The organism is Pseudomonas aestuarii (assembly GCF_027988105.1).
Taxonomy (GTDB): domain Bacteria; phylum Pseudomonadota; class Gammaproteobacteria; order Pseudomonadales; family Pseudomonadaceae; genus Aquipseudomonas; species Aquipseudomonas aestuarii.
In genome coordinates this window covers 190,060-206,853 of the sequence record NZ_JAQJZJ010000003.1, presented here as the reverse complement: position 1 = coordinate 206,853, position 16,794 = coordinate 190,060, and the positions used below count along the sequence as shown (strand labels likewise).

At 61.5% G+C, this 16,794-nt stretch carries 16 protein-coding genes; 10 read left to right on the top strand and 6 right to left on the bottom strand.

The window, feature by feature from the left end; genetic code table 11:
• Positions 1 to 62: 62 nt before the first annotated feature.
• The 3 genes from PH586_RS07915 to PH586_RS07905 form a co-directional block, all read right to left on the bottom strand.
• Positions 63 to 824 carry an SDR family NAD(P)-dependent oxidoreductase gene (locus PH586_RS07915; protein ID WP_271347215.1) on the bottom strand — a complete coding sequence of 254 codons (762 nt, stop codon included), beginning with the start codon at positions 822 to 824 and terminating at the stop codon, positions 63 to 65.
• A 57-nt stretch (positions 825 to 881) separates the two neighbouring features.
• On the bottom strand, positions 882 to 1,112 hold the full coding sequence (locus tag PH586_RS07910) for a ferredoxin (protein WP_271347214.1): 231 nt from the start codon (positions 1,110 to 1,112) through the stop codon (positions 882 to 884).
• A 356-nt stretch (positions 1,113 to 1,468) separates the two neighbouring features.
• The gene (locus PH586_RS07905) at positions 1,469 to 3,124 is read right to left on the bottom strand and encodes a methyl-accepting chemotaxis protein (protein WP_271347213.1); all 1,656 of its coding nucleotides are present in this window, start codon (positions 3,122 to 3,124) and stop codon (positions 1,469 to 1,471) included.
• Between the two features lie 189 nt (positions 3,125 to 3,313).
• On the opposite strand from PH586_RS07905, the gene PH586_RS07900 reads away from it, so the two are divergent.
• The 10 genes from PH586_RS07900 to PH586_RS07855 all read left to right on the top strand — a co-directional run bounded on the left by PH586_RS07900 (position 3,314) and on the right by PH586_RS07855 (position 14,154).
• Positions 3,314 to 4,591 (top strand): MFS transporter, encoded by a 1,278-nt coding sequence (locus tag PH586_RS07900; RefSeq protein WP_271347212.1) that lies wholly within the window; start codon positions 3,314 to 3,316, stop codon positions 4,589 to 4,591.
• Positions 4,592 to 4,604: 13 nt separating this feature from the next.
• The gene (locus PH586_RS07895; protein WP_271347211.1) at positions 4,605 to 4,925 is read left to right on the top strand and encodes a 2Fe-2S iron-sulfur cluster-binding protein; all 321 of its coding nucleotides are present in this window, start codon (positions 4,605 to 4,607) and stop codon (positions 4,923 to 4,925) included.
• Between the two features lie 43 nt (positions 4,926 to 4,968).
• Positions 4,969 to 6,204 (top strand): NAD(P)/FAD-dependent oxidoreductase, encoded by a 1,236-nt coding sequence (locus PH586_RS07890; protein WP_271347210.1) that lies wholly within the window; start codon positions 4,969 to 4,971, stop codon positions 6,202 to 6,204.
• Positions 6,205 to 6,284: 80 nt separating this feature from the next.
• The gene (locus tag PH586_RS07885) at positions 6,285 to 7,472 is read left to right on the top strand and encodes an MFS transporter (protein WP_271347209.1); all 1,188 of its coding nucleotides are present in this window, start codon (positions 6,285 to 6,287) and stop codon (positions 7,470 to 7,472) included.
• A gap of 300 nt (positions 7,473 to 7,772) precedes the next feature.
• On the top strand, positions 7,773 to 9,167 hold the full coding sequence (locus tag PH586_RS07880) for an aromatic ring-hydroxylating dioxygenase subunit alpha (RefSeq protein WP_271347208.1): 1,395 nt from the start codon (positions 7,773 to 7,775) through the stop codon (positions 9,165 to 9,167).
• Positions 9,168 to 9,241: 74 nt separating this feature from the next.
• Positions 9,242 to 9,817: an aromatic-ring-hydroxylating dioxygenase subunit beta gene (locus PH586_RS07875; protein ID WP_271347207.1), complete on the top strand. Its 576-nt coding sequence runs from the start codon at positions 9,242 to 9,244 to the stop codon at positions 9,815 to 9,817.
• Positions 9,818 to 9,852: 35 nt separating this feature from the next.
• Positions 9,853 to 11,160 (top strand): amidohydrolase family protein, encoded by a 1,308-nt coding sequence (locus PH586_RS07870; protein WP_271347206.1) that lies wholly within the window; start codon positions 9,853 to 9,855, stop codon positions 11,158 to 11,160.
• A gap of 70 nt (positions 11,161 to 11,230) precedes the next feature.
• Positions 11,231 to 12,157, top strand: a complete 927-nt coding sequence (locus PH586_RS07865) for a VOC family protein (RefSeq protein WP_271347205.1) — start codon at positions 11,231 to 11,233, stop codon at positions 12,155 to 12,157.
• A 147-nt stretch (positions 12,158 to 12,304) separates the two neighbouring features.
• Entirely contained in the window at positions 12,305 to 13,888 is a 1,584-nt protein-coding gene (locus PH586_RS07860; RefSeq protein ID WP_271347204.1) for a phytoene desaturase family protein, read from the top strand.
• A 26-nt stretch (positions 13,889 to 13,914) separates the two neighbouring features.
• Complete coding sequence (locus PH586_RS07855) at positions 13,915 to 14,154, top strand: hypothetical protein (protein ID WP_271347203.1); 240 nt, start codon at positions 13,915 to 13,917, stop codon at positions 14,152 to 14,154.
• A 50-nt stretch (positions 14,155 to 14,204) separates the two neighbouring features.
• On the opposite strand, the gene PH586_RS07850 is transcribed toward PH586_RS07855, so the two are convergent.
• Genes PH586_RS07850 through PH586_RS07840 form a run of 3 tightly spaced genes read right to left on the bottom strand, consistent with a single transcriptional unit; the run spans position 14,205 to position 16,727 of the window.
• Entirely contained in the window at positions 14,205 to 14,555 is a 351-nt protein-coding gene (locus PH586_RS07850) for a nuclear transport factor 2 family protein (RefSeq protein ID WP_271347202.1), read from the bottom strand.
• 57 nt (positions 14,556 to 14,612) lie between these two features.
• Positions 14,613 to 15,887, bottom strand: coding sequence for an MFS transporter (locus PH586_RS07845; protein WP_271347201.1), 1,275 nt, complete (start codon positions 15,885 to 15,887; stop codon positions 14,613 to 14,615).
• A gap of 51 nt (positions 15,888 to 15,938) precedes the next feature.
• Positions 15,939 to 16,727, bottom strand: coding sequence for an SDR family NAD(P)-dependent oxidoreductase (locus PH586_RS07840; protein WP_271347200.1), 789 nt, complete (start codon positions 16,725 to 16,727; stop codon positions 15,939 to 15,941).
• Between the last annotated feature and the right edge of the window lie 67 nt (positions 16,728 to 16,794).

The following is a 16,794-nucleotide window of genomic DNA, read 5'->3' as shown; positions in this document are numbered from 1 at the left end:
GTTGAGGTCTGCGCGAACGATAGGAATGTGTCACATCCGGGCGGCAGCGCCACCAGAACCTATTAAACGGCCAGCAGGCCACCGTCGATGACAAAATCGGAGCCCGTAATGAACGAGGCTTCGCTGGACGCCACGAACACGGCCATGGCGACCACTTCCTCTGGCTCGCCGGGGCGCTCCATGAGTACGCCGTCAAGCAATGCCGCACGGGCGACGGGGTTCTCGAGAAATGGGGCCGTGCCTGGTGTAGCGATGAATCCAGGGCTTAGGCTGACCGCGCGAATACCAACAGGCGCGCCCTCCACCGCCAGCTGGCGGGTGAAGGAAACTACCGCCCCTTTGGCAGCGGCATGCGCGGCGATGCCGGCGACCTTGGAGCCACCCCAGGCGGCAGTCGATGACACGTTGATGATCACGCCGTGCTGCTCGGCGAGGTAATTCCAGGCGTATTTAGTGGTGAAGAACAGCAGGTCGATTTCATTGCGCATGGTGTAGCGCCAATCCTCGACGGATAACTCGCTGACTGCACCGAATCGTGCCGCCGAGGCATTGTTGTAGAGAATATCAATGCGCCCGTGTTCTGCGGCGGCAGACTCGACCCAGGCCTTGGCCTGTTCATGATCACCTAAATCGACAGGAGCGTAGCCATACAACCGCAGGCCCTCGGCCTGCAGCAAGGCGGCAGTTTCCTCGTTCGCCTGCGCATTAAAATCGCAGCCTACGACAATGGCGCCTTCTCGGGCGAAACGCAGTGCAGCAACCCTGCCCTGACCACCTCCGGTGCCTGTGATCAGCGCGACCTTACCTTCTAAACGACCTGTCATCCCACCCTCCAGCGTTTGTCTGTGATTGCGACCTGAAGCTTCGTGAACAGCTCAGGCCTAGTCACCTTCGGCCGTGATGTCTTCGAGCCAGATCGCCTCAGCAGGACAGGCTGCCGCGCCTTCGCGAGCCTCTTCCTCAAGCTCGGGCGGGACGATCTTGTCGTCCAGGTAGACCAGGCCATCAGCATCCAGTTTGTAGATACTCGGGCAGATGGCGGCACACAAGCCGTAACCACAGCACCGGCTGCGGTCGGCTACCACTTGGAATCGCGCTTTTTCGGAACTCATCTTGTTCTCCTTATCAGGTACCAGCACAGTAAAATAATGAACACTTTTAAGACATTTGTAAATATTTAGCTTGTGACACGCTCGGCTCGCGATGAACGGCCAACGATCTGGCACTCTATCTATGATCCAGAGGGTTTATCGCACCTGGACTGAACCCGGCAGTGGCAAGCAAAGGTTTATAAAGCCTAGAAAAACACACAGACATGAACAGATTATAGTTTTTAGTTCATATAACGCTCGACTTGCCCGCCTCAGATGCATGCCAGCCAACCGACGAGCGCCACTCTGGAAACTCTCACGAGAGCAGAGCGTTCTTCGGCACGCCATGCGGCGTACCGGGCCAAGTGCAGTGGCTGTCAAAACGCCTCGAAGCGGAAGCGGCTAACCGCCAGACTCAACTCTTCGGACAACTCGCGCAGGGAAACCACCGCATTGGATACCTGCTGTGTGATCGCGTCCCCTTCGCCGGCCATACGTGCGATATGCTCGACGTTCGAGGCGATATCCCGTCCTCCCGCGCTCTGTTCGCGCACTGCAAGAGCAATCGAGTCGACGCCACGGGTAGAGTTACCGACCAGACGCGCGGACTCCTGCAAAGTACTCTCCAATTCACCCAACAGCTTATCGCTACCGTCCAAGGCCACTGTGCCCGCGTGCAAGGCCTTCTCTACGACTGCCGACTGGCTTTCCAGCTTGAGGGTCAATTCGTTGATCGAATTTGCAGCCGTCGCAGAGCGCTGCGCCAGATTGCGCACCTCATCGGCCACCACGCTAAAGCCACGACCGCTCTCGCCGGCACGCGCGGCCTCAATGGCCGCATTCAGCGCCAGCAGGTTGGTTTGCGCCGATAGCTCCTTGACCTGATTGATGCTGGCGGTGATGGCGGAGGTACTGACAACGAAATCCCCCACCGAACCGCTAATGGCTGAAAAGGCGAGTCGTACGCTTTCAATCTCCGTCAATAGACGGTTCAAGGCCGAGTGCCCCGCTTCCGCGCCCCGCAGACTGGCCTCCGCAGAAGACCGCAGTTCCTCGGCATTGGCGGAGATAGAGGCGACCCCTACGCTCATCTGCTCGACAGTCGCGGACACCTCGATAACCGCCTTGGCCTGATTCGTGGCACTTTCAGACACCTGGGCCGAGGTAATGACCAGCTCCTCTGCCGAAGTGCCCACTGAAGCCGATACGCCGGCCACCTGGCGGACGGCGAGCTGGAAGCTCTCAATTAGTTCGTTGAATGCCTGAGCCGTCCGGGCAATCTCATCGCGCCCAACAATTTGCACGCGCTGGGTCAGGTCGCCATCGCGCAGCTTTATCGACGCCTGCTCGATGGCGCGAATAGAACGGATGATGTGCGCGCGCAACAGCAAGCTGACGACCAGGGCCAAGCCGACTGCAGCCAGCAGGGTCACCATAAGCACCTGAGTAACCGTCTGTACCACCTGCGCCGCTTCGCTAAAAGCGTGTGTCGTCAGGCTTTCCTGCAGTATCAGCAAACGGCCGAACTGCCCAAGCAAGCTGTTGTAGTCGGCGCGCAGATTGCCAAGCATCGAGACGGCCTGCATCGGATCGCTGAGGGCCATGGCTTTCAGTTCGGCAAAGCCGCCTCCCACCACCGTCGCTTGCTCCTGCAATGCGAGATAGATCGCGCGCTCATCCTCGCCCAACCGCTCTTGCGCAGTGCTCTTGTTCAACCCTGCACGCATTTCCTCAACGCTCAGGTCCATCTCCTCGAGATAAGACTGCAGTTCTTCGGTCGACGCTTCACCGTTCGACTCCAGAATCCGCACCACCATGGCATAGGCGTTGACCATGGCGGCCTGGGACGCTGCCGAGATGTCAAGTGCCTGCTTGTATTGCTTGACCCGCAACTGTTCCATTTCGTCAATGACCCCCTGCTGGCTGGCCAGACCCTGATAGGCAACCGCAGAAATAATCAGAAGGGAAAAGACGAAGAAGGCGGGCAGCATGAGTAGCTTGGCGCCAATGGAGAAGCGGCTGAGCGAGAGCATCGTTGTACCTACTTGTTGTTGTATTGGAGTGGTTCGACCAGGCATGACTAGACAGATAATCCACTCTGCCATATTCTAAAGCCAGCATTCAATTCTTAGATCAGAACAAAGATAGCCGGATTTACGTAAAATCAGCAGAAAACGCCGAGCTATTTGGCAAGATAAAATCAACAAAAAGGTGCCTGCCCGATGTCCACCCACAACAGCGACGCTGCTATTGACCTCACCGAATTTCGCCAAGGCTGGCGAATGCTCATCCTTGCAGTGGTCGGCGTGGCAATCAGCATCAATGCCGCTCTGCTCTATGGTTTTGGCACCCTGGTCGTGCCGCTGGAGCAGGCCTTTGGCTGGAGCAAGAGCGAACTACAGGCCTCCATCACCTTCCTGTTCGGCGGCGCCGTGGTCTCCCTGCAGCTAGTCGGTTGGTTCAATCTGCGCTACGGCATGAAGCGGGTCACCCTGATCTCGCTGGTGCTGCTGTCGCTGGGCTACCTGGCAACTACCCAGCTACAAGGCTCGATCTGGTCGATGTACCTGGCCTTTGCCCTGCTGCCGATCATCGGCATGGGCGCGCTGGCGGTGACCTGGACCCAATTGCTCAGCCTGTGGTTCGACCGCAACCGTGGCCTGGCGCTGGCGATCGGTCTCTCAGGCACAGGTATCACCGCCGCCACCATTCCGCGCCTGTTGTCCTGGGGCATCGAACAGTGGGACTGGCGCGCCGCTTTTGTAATCCTCGCGCTACTTAATCTATTGCTGTTACTGCCTCTGACGCTGCTCTGGTTCAGGCTACCGGGGGCCCAAACTGCCAACCCGCAGGATGCAGCCAACGAACTGCTGGGGCTGCCGGGCATGAGCTTTAAAGAAGGCATGCGCTCGCGCAAGTTCTGGACCTGCAACCTGGCGCTGGCGTTGGTGATCTCATCCATCGTCGGCATGGTCACCAGCACCGTACCAATGCTGCAGAGCCGGGGCTTGTCAGCCGGCGACGCAAGCCTGGTGTTCAGCTTCTTTGGCGTTTCGCTGATTTTCGGTCGCGTACTGATCGGCTACCTGCTCGACCGCATGTGGCCGCCAGGAATTGCCGCGTTCAGCCTGGCCTTACCCGCTATTGGTTGCCTCATCTACCTCAGTGGCACGCCGGACTTATCCCTGCTAATGCTCGCAGCCGTGATGATCGGCTTCGGTGCTGGCGCGGAATTCGACATCGCCGCCTTCCTGGTTGCCCGCTACTTTGGGTTACGCGAATACGGAAGACTGTTCGGCGTGCACCAGGGACTCAATACCGTGGCCTCTGCGCTTGCGCCTTTGCTGTTCGCCTTGATGCTGAGTCGCACCGGCTCCTACTCCTCAATGCTTCTGTACTCCATGGCCTGTAGCCTGATTGGCCCCCTGCTCCTGCTGACCCTCGGCCGCGCCCCGCATTTCGCCGTGCAACCCATTCCCGCCTCCGCCACAACCGCATAATTGGAGTCCGACCATGCCTACTCTCACCCTCATCGAACACAACGGCACCGTACATCAGGTGACTGGAGAAATCGGCCAATCGGTCATGCAGGCGGCGATGTTCGCCTCGGTGCCGGGCATTCAAGGCGATTGCGGCGGTGCCTGCAGCTGTGCGACCTGCCACGCATACGTCGACGACCAGTGGCAAGTGCGAATGCCGGAGGCAGAAAGCACCGAAGCCGACATGCTCGAATATGCCGTCGGACGCCGTGCCACCAGCCGCCTGACCTGCCAATTGGTCATGAGCGAAGCGCTCGATGGCCTGGTTTTGCATCTGCCAGAGTCACAATATTGAATCCCGCAACATACCCGCTGCACGCTAATAAGAAGGAGGTTCCATGTCACTCGCCTCGGTAGTCATTGTCGGTGCCGGCCAGGCCGGTTTTCAGGTCGCCACATCGCTGCGCCAAGCCGGCTATGACGGACGCATCAGCCTGATTGGCGACGAACCCGGTCTGCCCTACCAGCGACCGCCGCTGTCCAAGGCCTACCTGCTCGGCAAGATCGGCGCAACCAACTTGCTGTTCCGCCCCGAAAAATTCTATACCGAGCAGCGCATCGAGCTACGCCACGACCGGGTGACTGCCATCGACCGCCAGAACCGACGAGTCCTGCTCGAGGGCGGTGAAGCCCTGACCTACGATCATCTAGTATTGGCCACAGGCGCGCACAACCGCCCTCTGCCGGTTCCTGGCGCCGAGCTCGATGGCGTATTCGGTATCAAGACCATGGCCGATGCCGACACCTTGGCGCCGCTGGCCAAACAAGCGCGCAATGTGGTGGTGATCGGCGCCGGCTTCATCGGCCTGGAGTTCGCCGCAGTGGCAGCATCGATGGGGTCGTCCGTGCATGTCCTGGAACTGGGCGACCGGCCGATGGCCCGCGCAGTCAGTCGCGAGATGTCCGAACTGTTCAGCCAGGCACACCGTCGCTGGGGCGTACATCTGGACTTCCGCCAGGGCCTGACCCGTGTCATCGGCGACAATGGTCGGGTAACCGGGGTGGAAACTTCCGATGGGCGCACGCTGGCTGCCGACCTTGTGGTCTTCGGCATCGGTGTGATCCCCAATGTGCAACTGGCCAGCGAAGCCGGCCTGGACATCGCCAACGGCATCAAGGTCGATGCCAACCTGCTCACCTCCGACCTGCATATCTCTGCGATCGGCGATGTCGCCTGTTTTCCGTGCCTGCAGAACGACGAACAGCCAACCCGCCTCGAGTCCGTACAAAACGCCGTGGATCAGGGCCGCACCGTAGCGGCCCGGCTGATGGGAAAACCGGCGCCCTATAGCGCACTGCCCTGGTTCTGGACCGATCAGGGCGACATGAAATTGCAGATCGCCGGCCTTTCTAGTGGGTATGACAGCACCGTGGTAGTCGGCTCAATGGGCAGCGCGCAGGTCTCGGTACTGTGTTTCCGCGGCGACCAGCTGATTGCGGTGGAGTCGTGCAACCGCCCCGGCGATCATATGGCAGCCCGCAAGATCCTCGCGCGCCCGCCCCAGCTCAGTCCGACCGAAGCGGCTGCAACGGATTTCGACCTCAAGGCCTGGGAAGCGGCCAACCGCGACTGACTATCCCTCTGCCGCGCCCGTAACCGGGCGCGGCGCGCGGCCAAGGCCACACGCACGCACGATCCGCAAGGCGCCGACGGATGCATGTCAGTACGAAATCCCTTCCAGTCGGTCTGTCGATCGTCTCGATTGTCTGCTTCAACTTTGCCTCCTATGTCGGAAACGGGCTGCCGCTGGCCGTGCTGCCCGGCCATGTGCTGAACACCCTGGGATTCGGCACCACGATGGCCGGCCTGGTGATCGGTCTGCAATACCTGACGACCCTTCTCTCGCGTCCACTGGCCGGACAGCTTGCCGATCGCTTCGGCGCCAAGCGCACGGTGATGACGGGCCTTACCGTCCTCACGGGCAGCGGCCTGCTGACCGCACTGGCGATCGTCCTGCCGGCTTCCCCCTGGGTCAGCCTGACTCTGCTGATGGCCGGCCGAATCCTCCAGGGCATCTCTTCGGCTCTGATTTCCACGCCCAGTTGCACCTGGGCCATCGGCCTGCATGGCCCGTCACGCACCGCGCAGGTCATGTCCTGGAACGGCATAGCTGCCTATGGCGGAACCGCCATAGGCGCACCGCTCGGCGTGCTGATACGCGATCACCTGGGGCTCGCCGGCATCGGTATCGGTATCACCCTGCTCGGCTTCATGCCCCTGCTGTTCGCCCAGACCAGGCGCCCCGCGCCCTTGCTGCCAGGCATGCGGCTGCCGTTTCGCCGCGTGTTCATGGCCGTGCTGCCCAACGGTCTCGCCGTCGCCTGCAGTTCGGCGGGCTTCGGCAGTTTGACCGCCTTTGTCGCCCTGTATTTCGACAGTCTGGGCTGGGAAAACGCGGCCTATTGCCTGAGCGCTTTCGGTGTCGCTTTCATCTTCGCAAGGCTGACCTCGCCCAATGTGCTGTCGCGCTTCGGCGGCTACCGGGTGGTCACGGTGTGCATGGCCGTGCAGACCCTCGGACTGCTGCTCGTCTGGCTGGCACCTTCACCGCTGGTGGCGATCCTCGGTTCCGCACTGACCGGCCTGGGTGTTTCCTGGGTCTATCCGGGGCTGGCGGTGGAAACCCTAGCGCGCACACCGGAGGCCAATCGCAACTCAGCACTGAGCACGCTTTCGCTGTTTTTCGATCTGGCGGTGGGACTGGCGGGGCCGGTGATGGGGCTGGTCGTTTCCGGCTTCGGCCTGGCACAGGTGTTCTTCTGCTCGGCCCTGCTATCGGCAACCGGTCTGCTGGTGGTGCTATGTATCCAGCGGCACCCCGCTGCTAAACCGATACGCTAGCAGCTAATACAAACAGGACAGTTTATTCAATATTGTCCACATACATTCGCGACAAACCGCCTCGTCGCACCAGAAAGCCTCGACTAAAACTATTCCCCCTCCCTGCCCAGCCTTTCCCTATTGATTTCCCACCCCATCTCGCCAGCATCTCTGCAAATCGAGATCGGTGGTCATTCAGCACCCAACATTCGTTGACCCAGATCAATTCACAAACCGGGATCTGAGCAGATAATCGGCCGGCAATTAAACACATATACACATTCTGTTCATATGCGAGAAAAACAAGAACGGAGATCGAGCATGACCAGTAACACGAATCCGGTACTGAACGATGGCACGAGAATCTCGGACCTGATCGACTTGGAAAACCGTGAAGTGAAGATGCGGACCCTGTCCGATCCTGAACTTTACAACCTGGAGATGAAAAAAATATTTGCCAAAACCTGGGTGTTTCTCGGCCACGAAACCGAAATCCCCACCAAGGGTGATTACGTCGTTCGCGATATGGGCTCCGACTCGGTGATCGTCGCCCGCTCCGGCGACGAGCAGATCTATGTATCCCTGAACGTCTGCCCACACCGCGGCATGAAGATATCCACCCTCGACGGCGGCAACGCCTCTACCCACCTGTGCATTTACCATGGCTGGGCCTTCAAGCCCAATGGTGACTTCATCGGCGCGCCGGTGGAGAAGGAATGCATGCACGGCAAGACCCGCACAAAGGACCAGCTGGGCCTGAAGAAAGCCCGGGTAGCGGTCTATGGCGGACTGATCTTCGCCACCTGGAACATCGACGGGCCATCCTTCGAGGAGTTCCTCGGCGATGCCAAGTGGTACTTCGACACCCTCTGGTGTCGCACCATCGCCGGTATGGAGGTGCTCGGCCCGCCGCAGCGCTTCATCGTCCGCGCCAACTGGAAGACCGCCGCCGAGCAGTCCGCCTCCGACGGCTTCCATACCTTGACCCTGCACCGCTGGCTGGGCGAGGTCGGCCCTTACGCCAAGAAGCCGGATGCTGAAGGCAAGGGTGGCGACCTGACTCCAGAGATGTACGGCACCGAAGTGTGGACCGAGCATGGCCACACCATGCGTTGCATCGAACTGGATCGAAAGATCCGCCGCCTCACCGGCATGAACCCAGCCACCCTGACCTCGGAGGAAAAGCTCACCCTGCTACCGCCGCCTGGTATCACCAGGGAGATGGTGCCGGAACTGCTCAGTCGCTTCAGCGACGAGCAGTTGCAGCTGATGAGTTCGCGTCCACCGCAAGTCGGCAACTTCTTCCCCAACGGCCTGTTCGAGTTCATCTACCTGCCGCAGCCGGACGGCACAGTGCTCGGCGCCATGGCGCTGCATGCCTATGTGCCCAAGGGGCCGGACAAGCTGGAGTTCGTCAACTGGATCCTGGCGGAGAAGGACACCCCGCCCGAGATCAAGGCACTGATGCTGCGCCAGTCGATCCAATTGCTCGGCACCTCCGGCATGGTCGAGCAGGACGATTCCGACACCTGGCCGCACCAGACGATCGCTTCCAAGGGCGCGATGAGCCAGGACATTACCCTCAAGTACCAAGCCCTCTACGAGAACGGCAGGCCAGCCGACTGGCCCGGCCCTGGCAATGTCGGCGAAGGATTCACCAAAGACGATACCCAATGGCAATGGTGGAAATACTGGCATGAGCTGATGACCTCCTGACCCCGTCCCCGCGCCTTCGCACAACCGTCGTCCGCTCCACGCGGACGACATGCACAGTATTCTGGAGAAACGCCATGAACGAATTGCAGCGCCTGCTCGAGCCCACACCGCTGCCGCAAACCGACCGCGCCAAGCGCATTCCCAGCGGCGACCCGCTGTACCACGAGTTCCTCGACTTCCTCTACGACGAGGCCGAGCTGCTCGACACTCTGCAACTGCGCCAGTGGGGCGAGAGCCTGAGCCAGGATCTCGAATACAACCTGCCGATCCGCCTGACCCGCCCGGTGCGCCAGCAGTCGCAGACTGTGGTGCGCACCGTGCAGCACATGCACGACAACTACGGTTCGATGATGGTGCGGATCATGCGTATCACCGACACCAAGAGCGCCTGGGGCGAAGACCCGCCCTCGCGCACCAAGCGCCTGGTCAGCAATGTCCGCGTATTCCGTACCGACAAGGCCGACGAATACAAGGTGCTGAGCTACCTGCTGGTGACCCGCAGCCGCTTCGACTTCGACGACTTCGATCTTATCCCTTGCGAGCGCCACGACATCCTGCGCCGCGAAGGCGGGCAGCTGAAACTGGCACGCCGGGAAATCATCGTCGACCAAGCCGTGATCGGCACACCGAACCTTGGCATCTTCTTCTGATCCCGCAACACCCATGACAAGGGAGAACAACATCAATGAAACTTGAAGACATGATCCTCGTCAGCGTCGACGATCACGCTATCGAACCGGCCGGAGCCTTCGATCGACACATGCCGGCGCGCTTCAAGGGCCGTCAGCCACATATCGAACAGCACGGCGGGCGTGACGTCTGGGTGTTCGAGGAGCAGGCTACCGGCTACATGGGCCTCAATTCCGTGGTCGGGCGGCCCAAGGAGGAGTACGGCATGGAGCCGCTGGGCTACGAACAGATGCGTCGTGGCACATGGGATATCAAGGCGCGGGTCGACGACATGAGCGCCAACGGCATCCTTGGCTCACTGTGCTTCCCTACCTTTCCCGGCTTCGCCGGCCAACGCTTCCAGAACCACCCCGACCGCGCCGTGTCCCTGGCGGCGATCCGGGCCTACAACGACTGGCATTTGCACGACTGGTGCAACGCCGCGCCGGGGCGTTTTATCCCGTTGATGCTGGTGCCCTGGTGGGACATGCAGGCCGCTGCTGAGGAAGTCACGCGCTTGGCAAAACTTGGCGTGCATGCCGTGTCACTGTCCGACAACCCGGCGCTGCACGGCTTCCCGTCGATCCACAGCGACTACTGGGATCCGTTGTGGAAGGCCTGTGCCGACAACAAGGTGGTGATCTGCTGCCATATTGGCACCGGCATCAAGGCCGAGCACGCCTCCGACCTGTCGCCGATCGATGCCTGGATCACCTCCATGCCAATCTCCATCGCCAACTCGGCGGCCGACTGGATCTGGGCGCCGATGTGGAAAAAATTCCCCGACCTGCGCATGGCCCTGTCCGAAGGCGGCATCGGCTGGATTCCCTACCTGCTTGAACGTGCCGATTTTACCCACCGCCACCACCACGCCTGGACCCATGCCGACTTCGACGGCAAGAAGCCCAGCGATATCTTCCGCAAGCATTTCATCACCTGCTTCATCGAGGACGATTTCGGCCTCCGCAACCTGCCGGACGTGGGCGAGGACATGGTCACCTGGGAATGTGACTACCCGCACTCCGACTGCACCTGGCCGCAATCGCCGGAAGTCGCCTGGGAGAGCCTCAAGCGCCTGCCCAAGCAAACCATCGACAAGGTCACCCACCTCAATGCCATGCGCGAGTTTTCCTACGACCCGTTCGCCATCCACGGGCGCGAAAACTGCACCGTCGGCGCTCTGCGTGCCCAGGCCACGCATGTCAGCACCGAACCGGCGCTGGGCATGGGCGGTGCCGCACCCAAGCGCGAAAAAGGCAAGCCTGTGACCTCAGGCGACATCAACGCGATGTTCGCCCAGGCGGACGCTCAGACCGCGTTGTAAGGAGGGCCATAGCGTCCCTCCCGAGCAAAGGCCGGGAGAGGCCGGTTCAAGACAATTACAAGAGGCCATCATGGACATCATCGGTATCGGCTACCTGGGCTTCGAAAGCCCGAACCTGGGCGCTTGGCGCGATTACGCATTGCAGGTGCTCGGCCTGGGGCTGGGCAACGCTCCGCAGGGCGACCCCGATTCTCTGTACCTGCGCAGCGACGACCGCCGCCACCGCATCGCCTTCCACCCCGGCCCCGTCGATCGCATCGCCTACATCGGCTGGGAAGCCCGTGGACGGCGGGCTTTCGACGCAGCGGTCGCGCGCTTCCGTGACGCCGGTGTAGCTCTGGAAGTGGGCGACGCGGCGCTGCGCGAGATACGTGGCGTGCGCGAACTGGTGCGCTTCTGCTGCCCAGCGGGCTACCGCCACGAACTGTTCTACGCGCAGAAATGGACGCCGCGTTCGTTCGTCCCCGGCCGCCCGCACGGAGGCTTCGTCGCTGACGAGCGCGGTGTTGGCCACATCGTCCTGATGACGCCGGACTACGGCCCGGAACTGGAAGCCTTCTTCATCGACCTGATGGGCTTCCACTGGTACGGCGCCGGCGCCGGCAAGGGCCGCACCGGCTTCTTTCGCGCCAAGCTCAACGACCAGACCAGCCACGATATCGCCTTCGGCCACGCCCCCGGCATGAAGGGCGTGCAGCACATCGGGCTGTTTCTCAGGAGCCTGCGCGACCTCGGCGAGACCTACGACATTGTGCGCAAGCGCGAGCTGCCGATGCAGATGACCCTCGGCCAGCACAGCCAGGATCCGCACGTTTCCTTCTACCACTTCAGCCCGTCCGGTTTCGCCGTGGAGTGCATTCACGAACTGCAACCCTGGCACCACGACGGCTTTGAGCTCAACCCCGAGCAGTTGAGCGTCTGGGGCCACGAGCGGGTTGGGCCGCTTCTTGGCCCGAGCGTCATGCCCATAGAGCAATACCCCACTGAGAGGCTGTGAAAAAACTCCCGCCTGCTGCGGCGGCCTCCAAGCGCTCGCTACAGCGCTCGATATTTTCACAACCTCTGAGGCCCGACGCCTCTGGCCCAGGCGCGTTCCGCCTGGACCAAACGCACCCTGGTGCATCAACGAAAAAGGAAAACAACAATGAGCAAGACTTACGACATCGTCATCGCCGGTGGCGGCCACAATGGCCTGGTCGCCGCCTGTTACCTGGCCAAGGCCGGACAAAGCGTCTGCGTAGTGGAAAAGAACGACAAGGTCGGCGGCGGCGTGATGACCCGTGAGCTGACCGTGCCCGGCTTCAAGCACGACGTCTGCTCGGTGGCGCACACCCTGCTGCAGGCCAACCCGCTGCTGCGCAACGACGAACTGGAGCTAAAGTCGAAGTTCGGCCTGCAATACATCAACCCCGACAAAATGACCGCGATCTTCTACGACGACGGCACCACCCTGGAGTTCTACACCGATTTGGAGCGCACCTGCCAGGCCATCGCCAAGTTTTCCGAACGTGACGCTGAGGCCTACCGCCGCTTCAACCACCAGGTATTCCAGAACCTCGACATGCTGGTCATGGGCATGTTCAACCCGCCGCCGAGTGCCTCGCACCAGGCGCTGATGATGGAGCAAAGCCAGGTCGGCCAGGAACTGATGCGTACCCAGTCGATGAGTGCCTGGGACTACATCAGCGAATGGTTCGAGAACGACAAGGTCAAGATCGCCCTGGCCCGCTACGCCTCCGAGGCGATGATGAACCCGTTCGACAACGGCACCGGCTTTGGCTTCTACATCATTCTGCCGCTCATGCACCGCTACGGCGTGGGCATTCCAGTGGGCGGCTCCGGTGCCTTCGCCGACGCTCTGCGGGCCTGCCTGGAACACCACGGCGGCGAGGTGCGCACCGATGCAGCGATCCGCCAGTTCAAGATCGAAGGCAGCAAGGCGACCGGTGTGATCCTCGAAAGCGGCGAGGAAATACTGGCCCGCAAAGGCGTGGTCTCCACCCTGCACGCCAAACAGGTGTTCCCTGCCATGGTTCCCGGCTGCGCACTTCCCGAAGGCTTCGAGCAGCGCATCCGTACTCTCAAGCACAGCAGCTTCCAGCCGTTCAACATGCACGTCGCGCTGCACGAGGCACCGCGCTACAAGGTCGGCCCGGCGGTAGACGACTTCTTCTGGGTAGAGCGCTCGCACTCCGACCCCGAGGAGTTCGCCCGTGCCTTCCGCGACTTGGAGTACGGCATCCCACGCCGCGACTTCATCGCCTACGTTACCCAGGACACCTACGACAAGACCCGCGCACCGGAAGGCAAGCGCGTGCTCAACATGTACGCCTTCTGCCCCTACAACCTCAAGGGCGGCGCGCAGCGCTGGGACGAGATCGGCGAAGAGGTCGCCCACGCCTTCCTCGACGACCTGCGCAAGCTCACCACCAACATGGACGATGACAACATCATCGGCTTCTCCTGGATGACCCCGCTGGACATCGAACGCCACAACAACGCAATGATCGGCGCCGACATCCTGCATTTTGGTTCGTACTCCTGGCAGATCGCCGGCAACCGACCAGCTCCCGGCTACGCCCAGTACAAATCACCGGTGGACGGCCTCTATCTGGCTGGGGCCAGCACCCACCCCGGCGGCGGTGTCACTGCCGCCTCCGGACGAAACGTGGCGCGGGTGCTGCTGGAGGAATCCGGACTGGACTTCGACGATTTGATCGGTGCCTGAGCACCCTTTACAGGAGCGATCACAGCATGAAGATGTTCAGCAAGGAAGGTGTGGAGATGGTGGACGTCAAGTCCATCACGCGCGATGGCGAGCGACTGGTCATCAAGGGCAAGGTCATGGGCGCCATGGCCACCACCATCTTGGTCAACCCGGAAGACTGCTGGCAGGCCGCACGGCTACTCGGCGTCAACCTGATCCTGCGCCTGCCGATGATCCTGTTCAGGGGCTGGCTGACCGCACGCAGGAAGGCCCGGGGTAACGGCTAAACCCGGCGCAAGCAGAGCGTGACCGTGGTCGCGCTCCGCTTTGCTCCCCCTCACGCCTTGATGAAGTAACGCACCCACAGCCGACCGTCCTGAAAACGGTACAGCTCGATAGTCTCGATACCGCCGCTACCATCGCGTAGTGCGTTGCGATGATGACAGGCGGCCTCTTCGCCATTGATGATGGTTTCCTTGACCTCTACGCGGAAACGCGGCTGCTGGTTTTCCCACATACCTTCCAGGATCTGCCAGGAGTCGGTCGGCAAGGGCCGGCCGACGTACTCGATGCTCAGGCCGGCGGGCGACACCCGGCGGTAATGTTCGAAGAACCCCTCTTTGTCACCGTTGTTCCAGCACTCAATCTGGCCATGTAGGAACTGCTCGATAGCTTCTTGCGCACTCATTTATTGCTCCTCGGTTTTCATGGGCGGGCCAAGCCCGCCTGACGTTTGCACAACCCTTCAGGCGTGCTGTTGTTGGACCGCGACCACCGCTGCCGGCCGCAACCAGAGCAGGATCAATGGACCGATGATAGAGCAGGCCAGGCAGCACAACAGCACCGCCGAATAGCCGTCGTAAGCTTCGTAGAGGCGACCAAAGACCACCGGCATCAGTCCACCGAAGATAGTGACCAGCGCCAGGTGCAGGCCGAAGATCCGGGCGTAGTCGCGCAGCCCGAAGTAACGCGCCATAAGGAACGCCGCCAGGTCAAACTCCGCGCCGGCGCTGGCGCCGATGCACAGGGTGGCGAGCACCAGTAGCGCCATGCTCTGCACGTCGCCGAACAGGAAGATTGCACAACCGATGGCCGGCAGCGCCAGGCTGACCGCCGCGACCAGAATCGGCGGGTAGCGGTCCAGCAGATACCCCACCAGCAAGCGCCCGGCGATGATGGAAACGCCGAAGCTGCTGAAAATCTGGCTCGCTGCCTGAGCGGAAAGCCCCTTGCTCTGCAGCATCGGCACGATATTGGTGACCATGCCGACGGTCAGGCACACCGACAGGATCAGCGCGATATTGAAACTCCAGTAGACCGGCGAGCGCAGCACCTGGCGGAAGCTGAAGTCGCTCAACTGCGATACCGCCTCGCCACTCGACGGCGAGGCGGACTCCACTTCGCTCGGCAAGCGCAGCCAGAACAGCGCCATCGGCAAGGTAAACAGCAACGGCATCGCCGCCAGGGTGAAAAAGCCCGCCTGCCAGCCGAACTGGGCGATCAGCCGCACCAGCAGCGGCGGCAGAACGATAGCCATCAGTCCGGTGCCGCAGAGAATGACCGCCAGGGCCAGGCCACGGTTGCGCTCGAACCACAGGTTGACCAACTGCGTCCAGGTGATGGCAATGGTCCCCGCGCAAACCAGCGGCATGGCGAAGTACGCCAGGTACAGCCAGCCGATGGAATGCTCAATCCGGGTGATCGCCGCATAACCGATAACTTGCAACACGATCGATACGATCGCCACCCGCCGCAGGCCAAAGCGGCGGTACAACGGGCCGACCAACTGGGTGGATATGGCCACCCCGGCGAACAGAAAGGTGATCGACGCCTGCAGGTCGCCCCGACTCCAGCCAAAGGCCTGTTCGAGGGGAATCACCAGGGTGCCGAAGCCGTAGAGCAAGCCCACGCTGATGCTGGTGCAGATGCCGGCGAGGCCGAGGAAGAGGACGCGCCAACCGCGCTGGAATTCATCGGTGTCGATCGCGACCTTAGGTCGTGAATGGGAAGTGTCGGACATGCGGGACTCCTGGCGCCACCCGTCGTGCCGAGCGGGCGGCGCGATCTGGGCTCAATGCCCCTTGAGGATTTCTTCGACCTTCGGCAGGGTCACCATGGTGGCTCCGCCGTCGACCAGCAGCGAAGTACCGGTGATGTAGGACGCCTCGTTGGAGGTCAGAAACAGCGCAGCCGAGGCGATGTCCGCCGACTGCCCCAGACGCGGCACGGGGAAATTCTCGGCCAGCCGGTGCGGCAGCTCCTCACCCAGGGTTTCGAGCATATGGTCGGTGCCAATCAGCCCCGGTTCGATCACGTTGACCAGGATATTCAGTGCGCCGAACTCCACCGCCAGACCACGGGCGAAGGCGTTCATGAACGCCTTGCTGGAGGCGTAGGGAATCAGTGTCGGCGTGTACTTGCGATTGGCCTCGCCGGATGAGATGAAAATAATCCTGCCCTTGTCCTGCGCCTTGGAAAGATGCGGTGCCGCGTCCTTGGCCAGCCAGAACAGCGATTGGATGTTGCTGCGCACCAGATGATCGAAGGTTTCATCCGCCATCTCGGTGATCAGCCCATGAGCCGTATCGGCGGCGCAGTGCACCACTATATCCAGGGCGCCAAACGCTTCGATGGCACCGTCGACCATCGCCTTGATCGCCGCGCGATCGGCGATATCGCCGCCCACCAGGCTAGCCTGGGCGCCCAGATGGTGGATTTGCGCGACGGTTTCTGTGCCGTGCATTGCGGTACGGGCGGACACCACCACCCGCGCGCCCTCCTTGGCATAGGCCCGGGCGATGGCGCGACCCATGCCACGCCCGGCACCGGTGATCAGCACCACCTTGTCTTGGAATCTCATCGGCAGTTTCCTCTTATTCTTGTTCGCCAAGGCTCCCGCAACGGCCAGGCCGGCGGGAGCTACATCG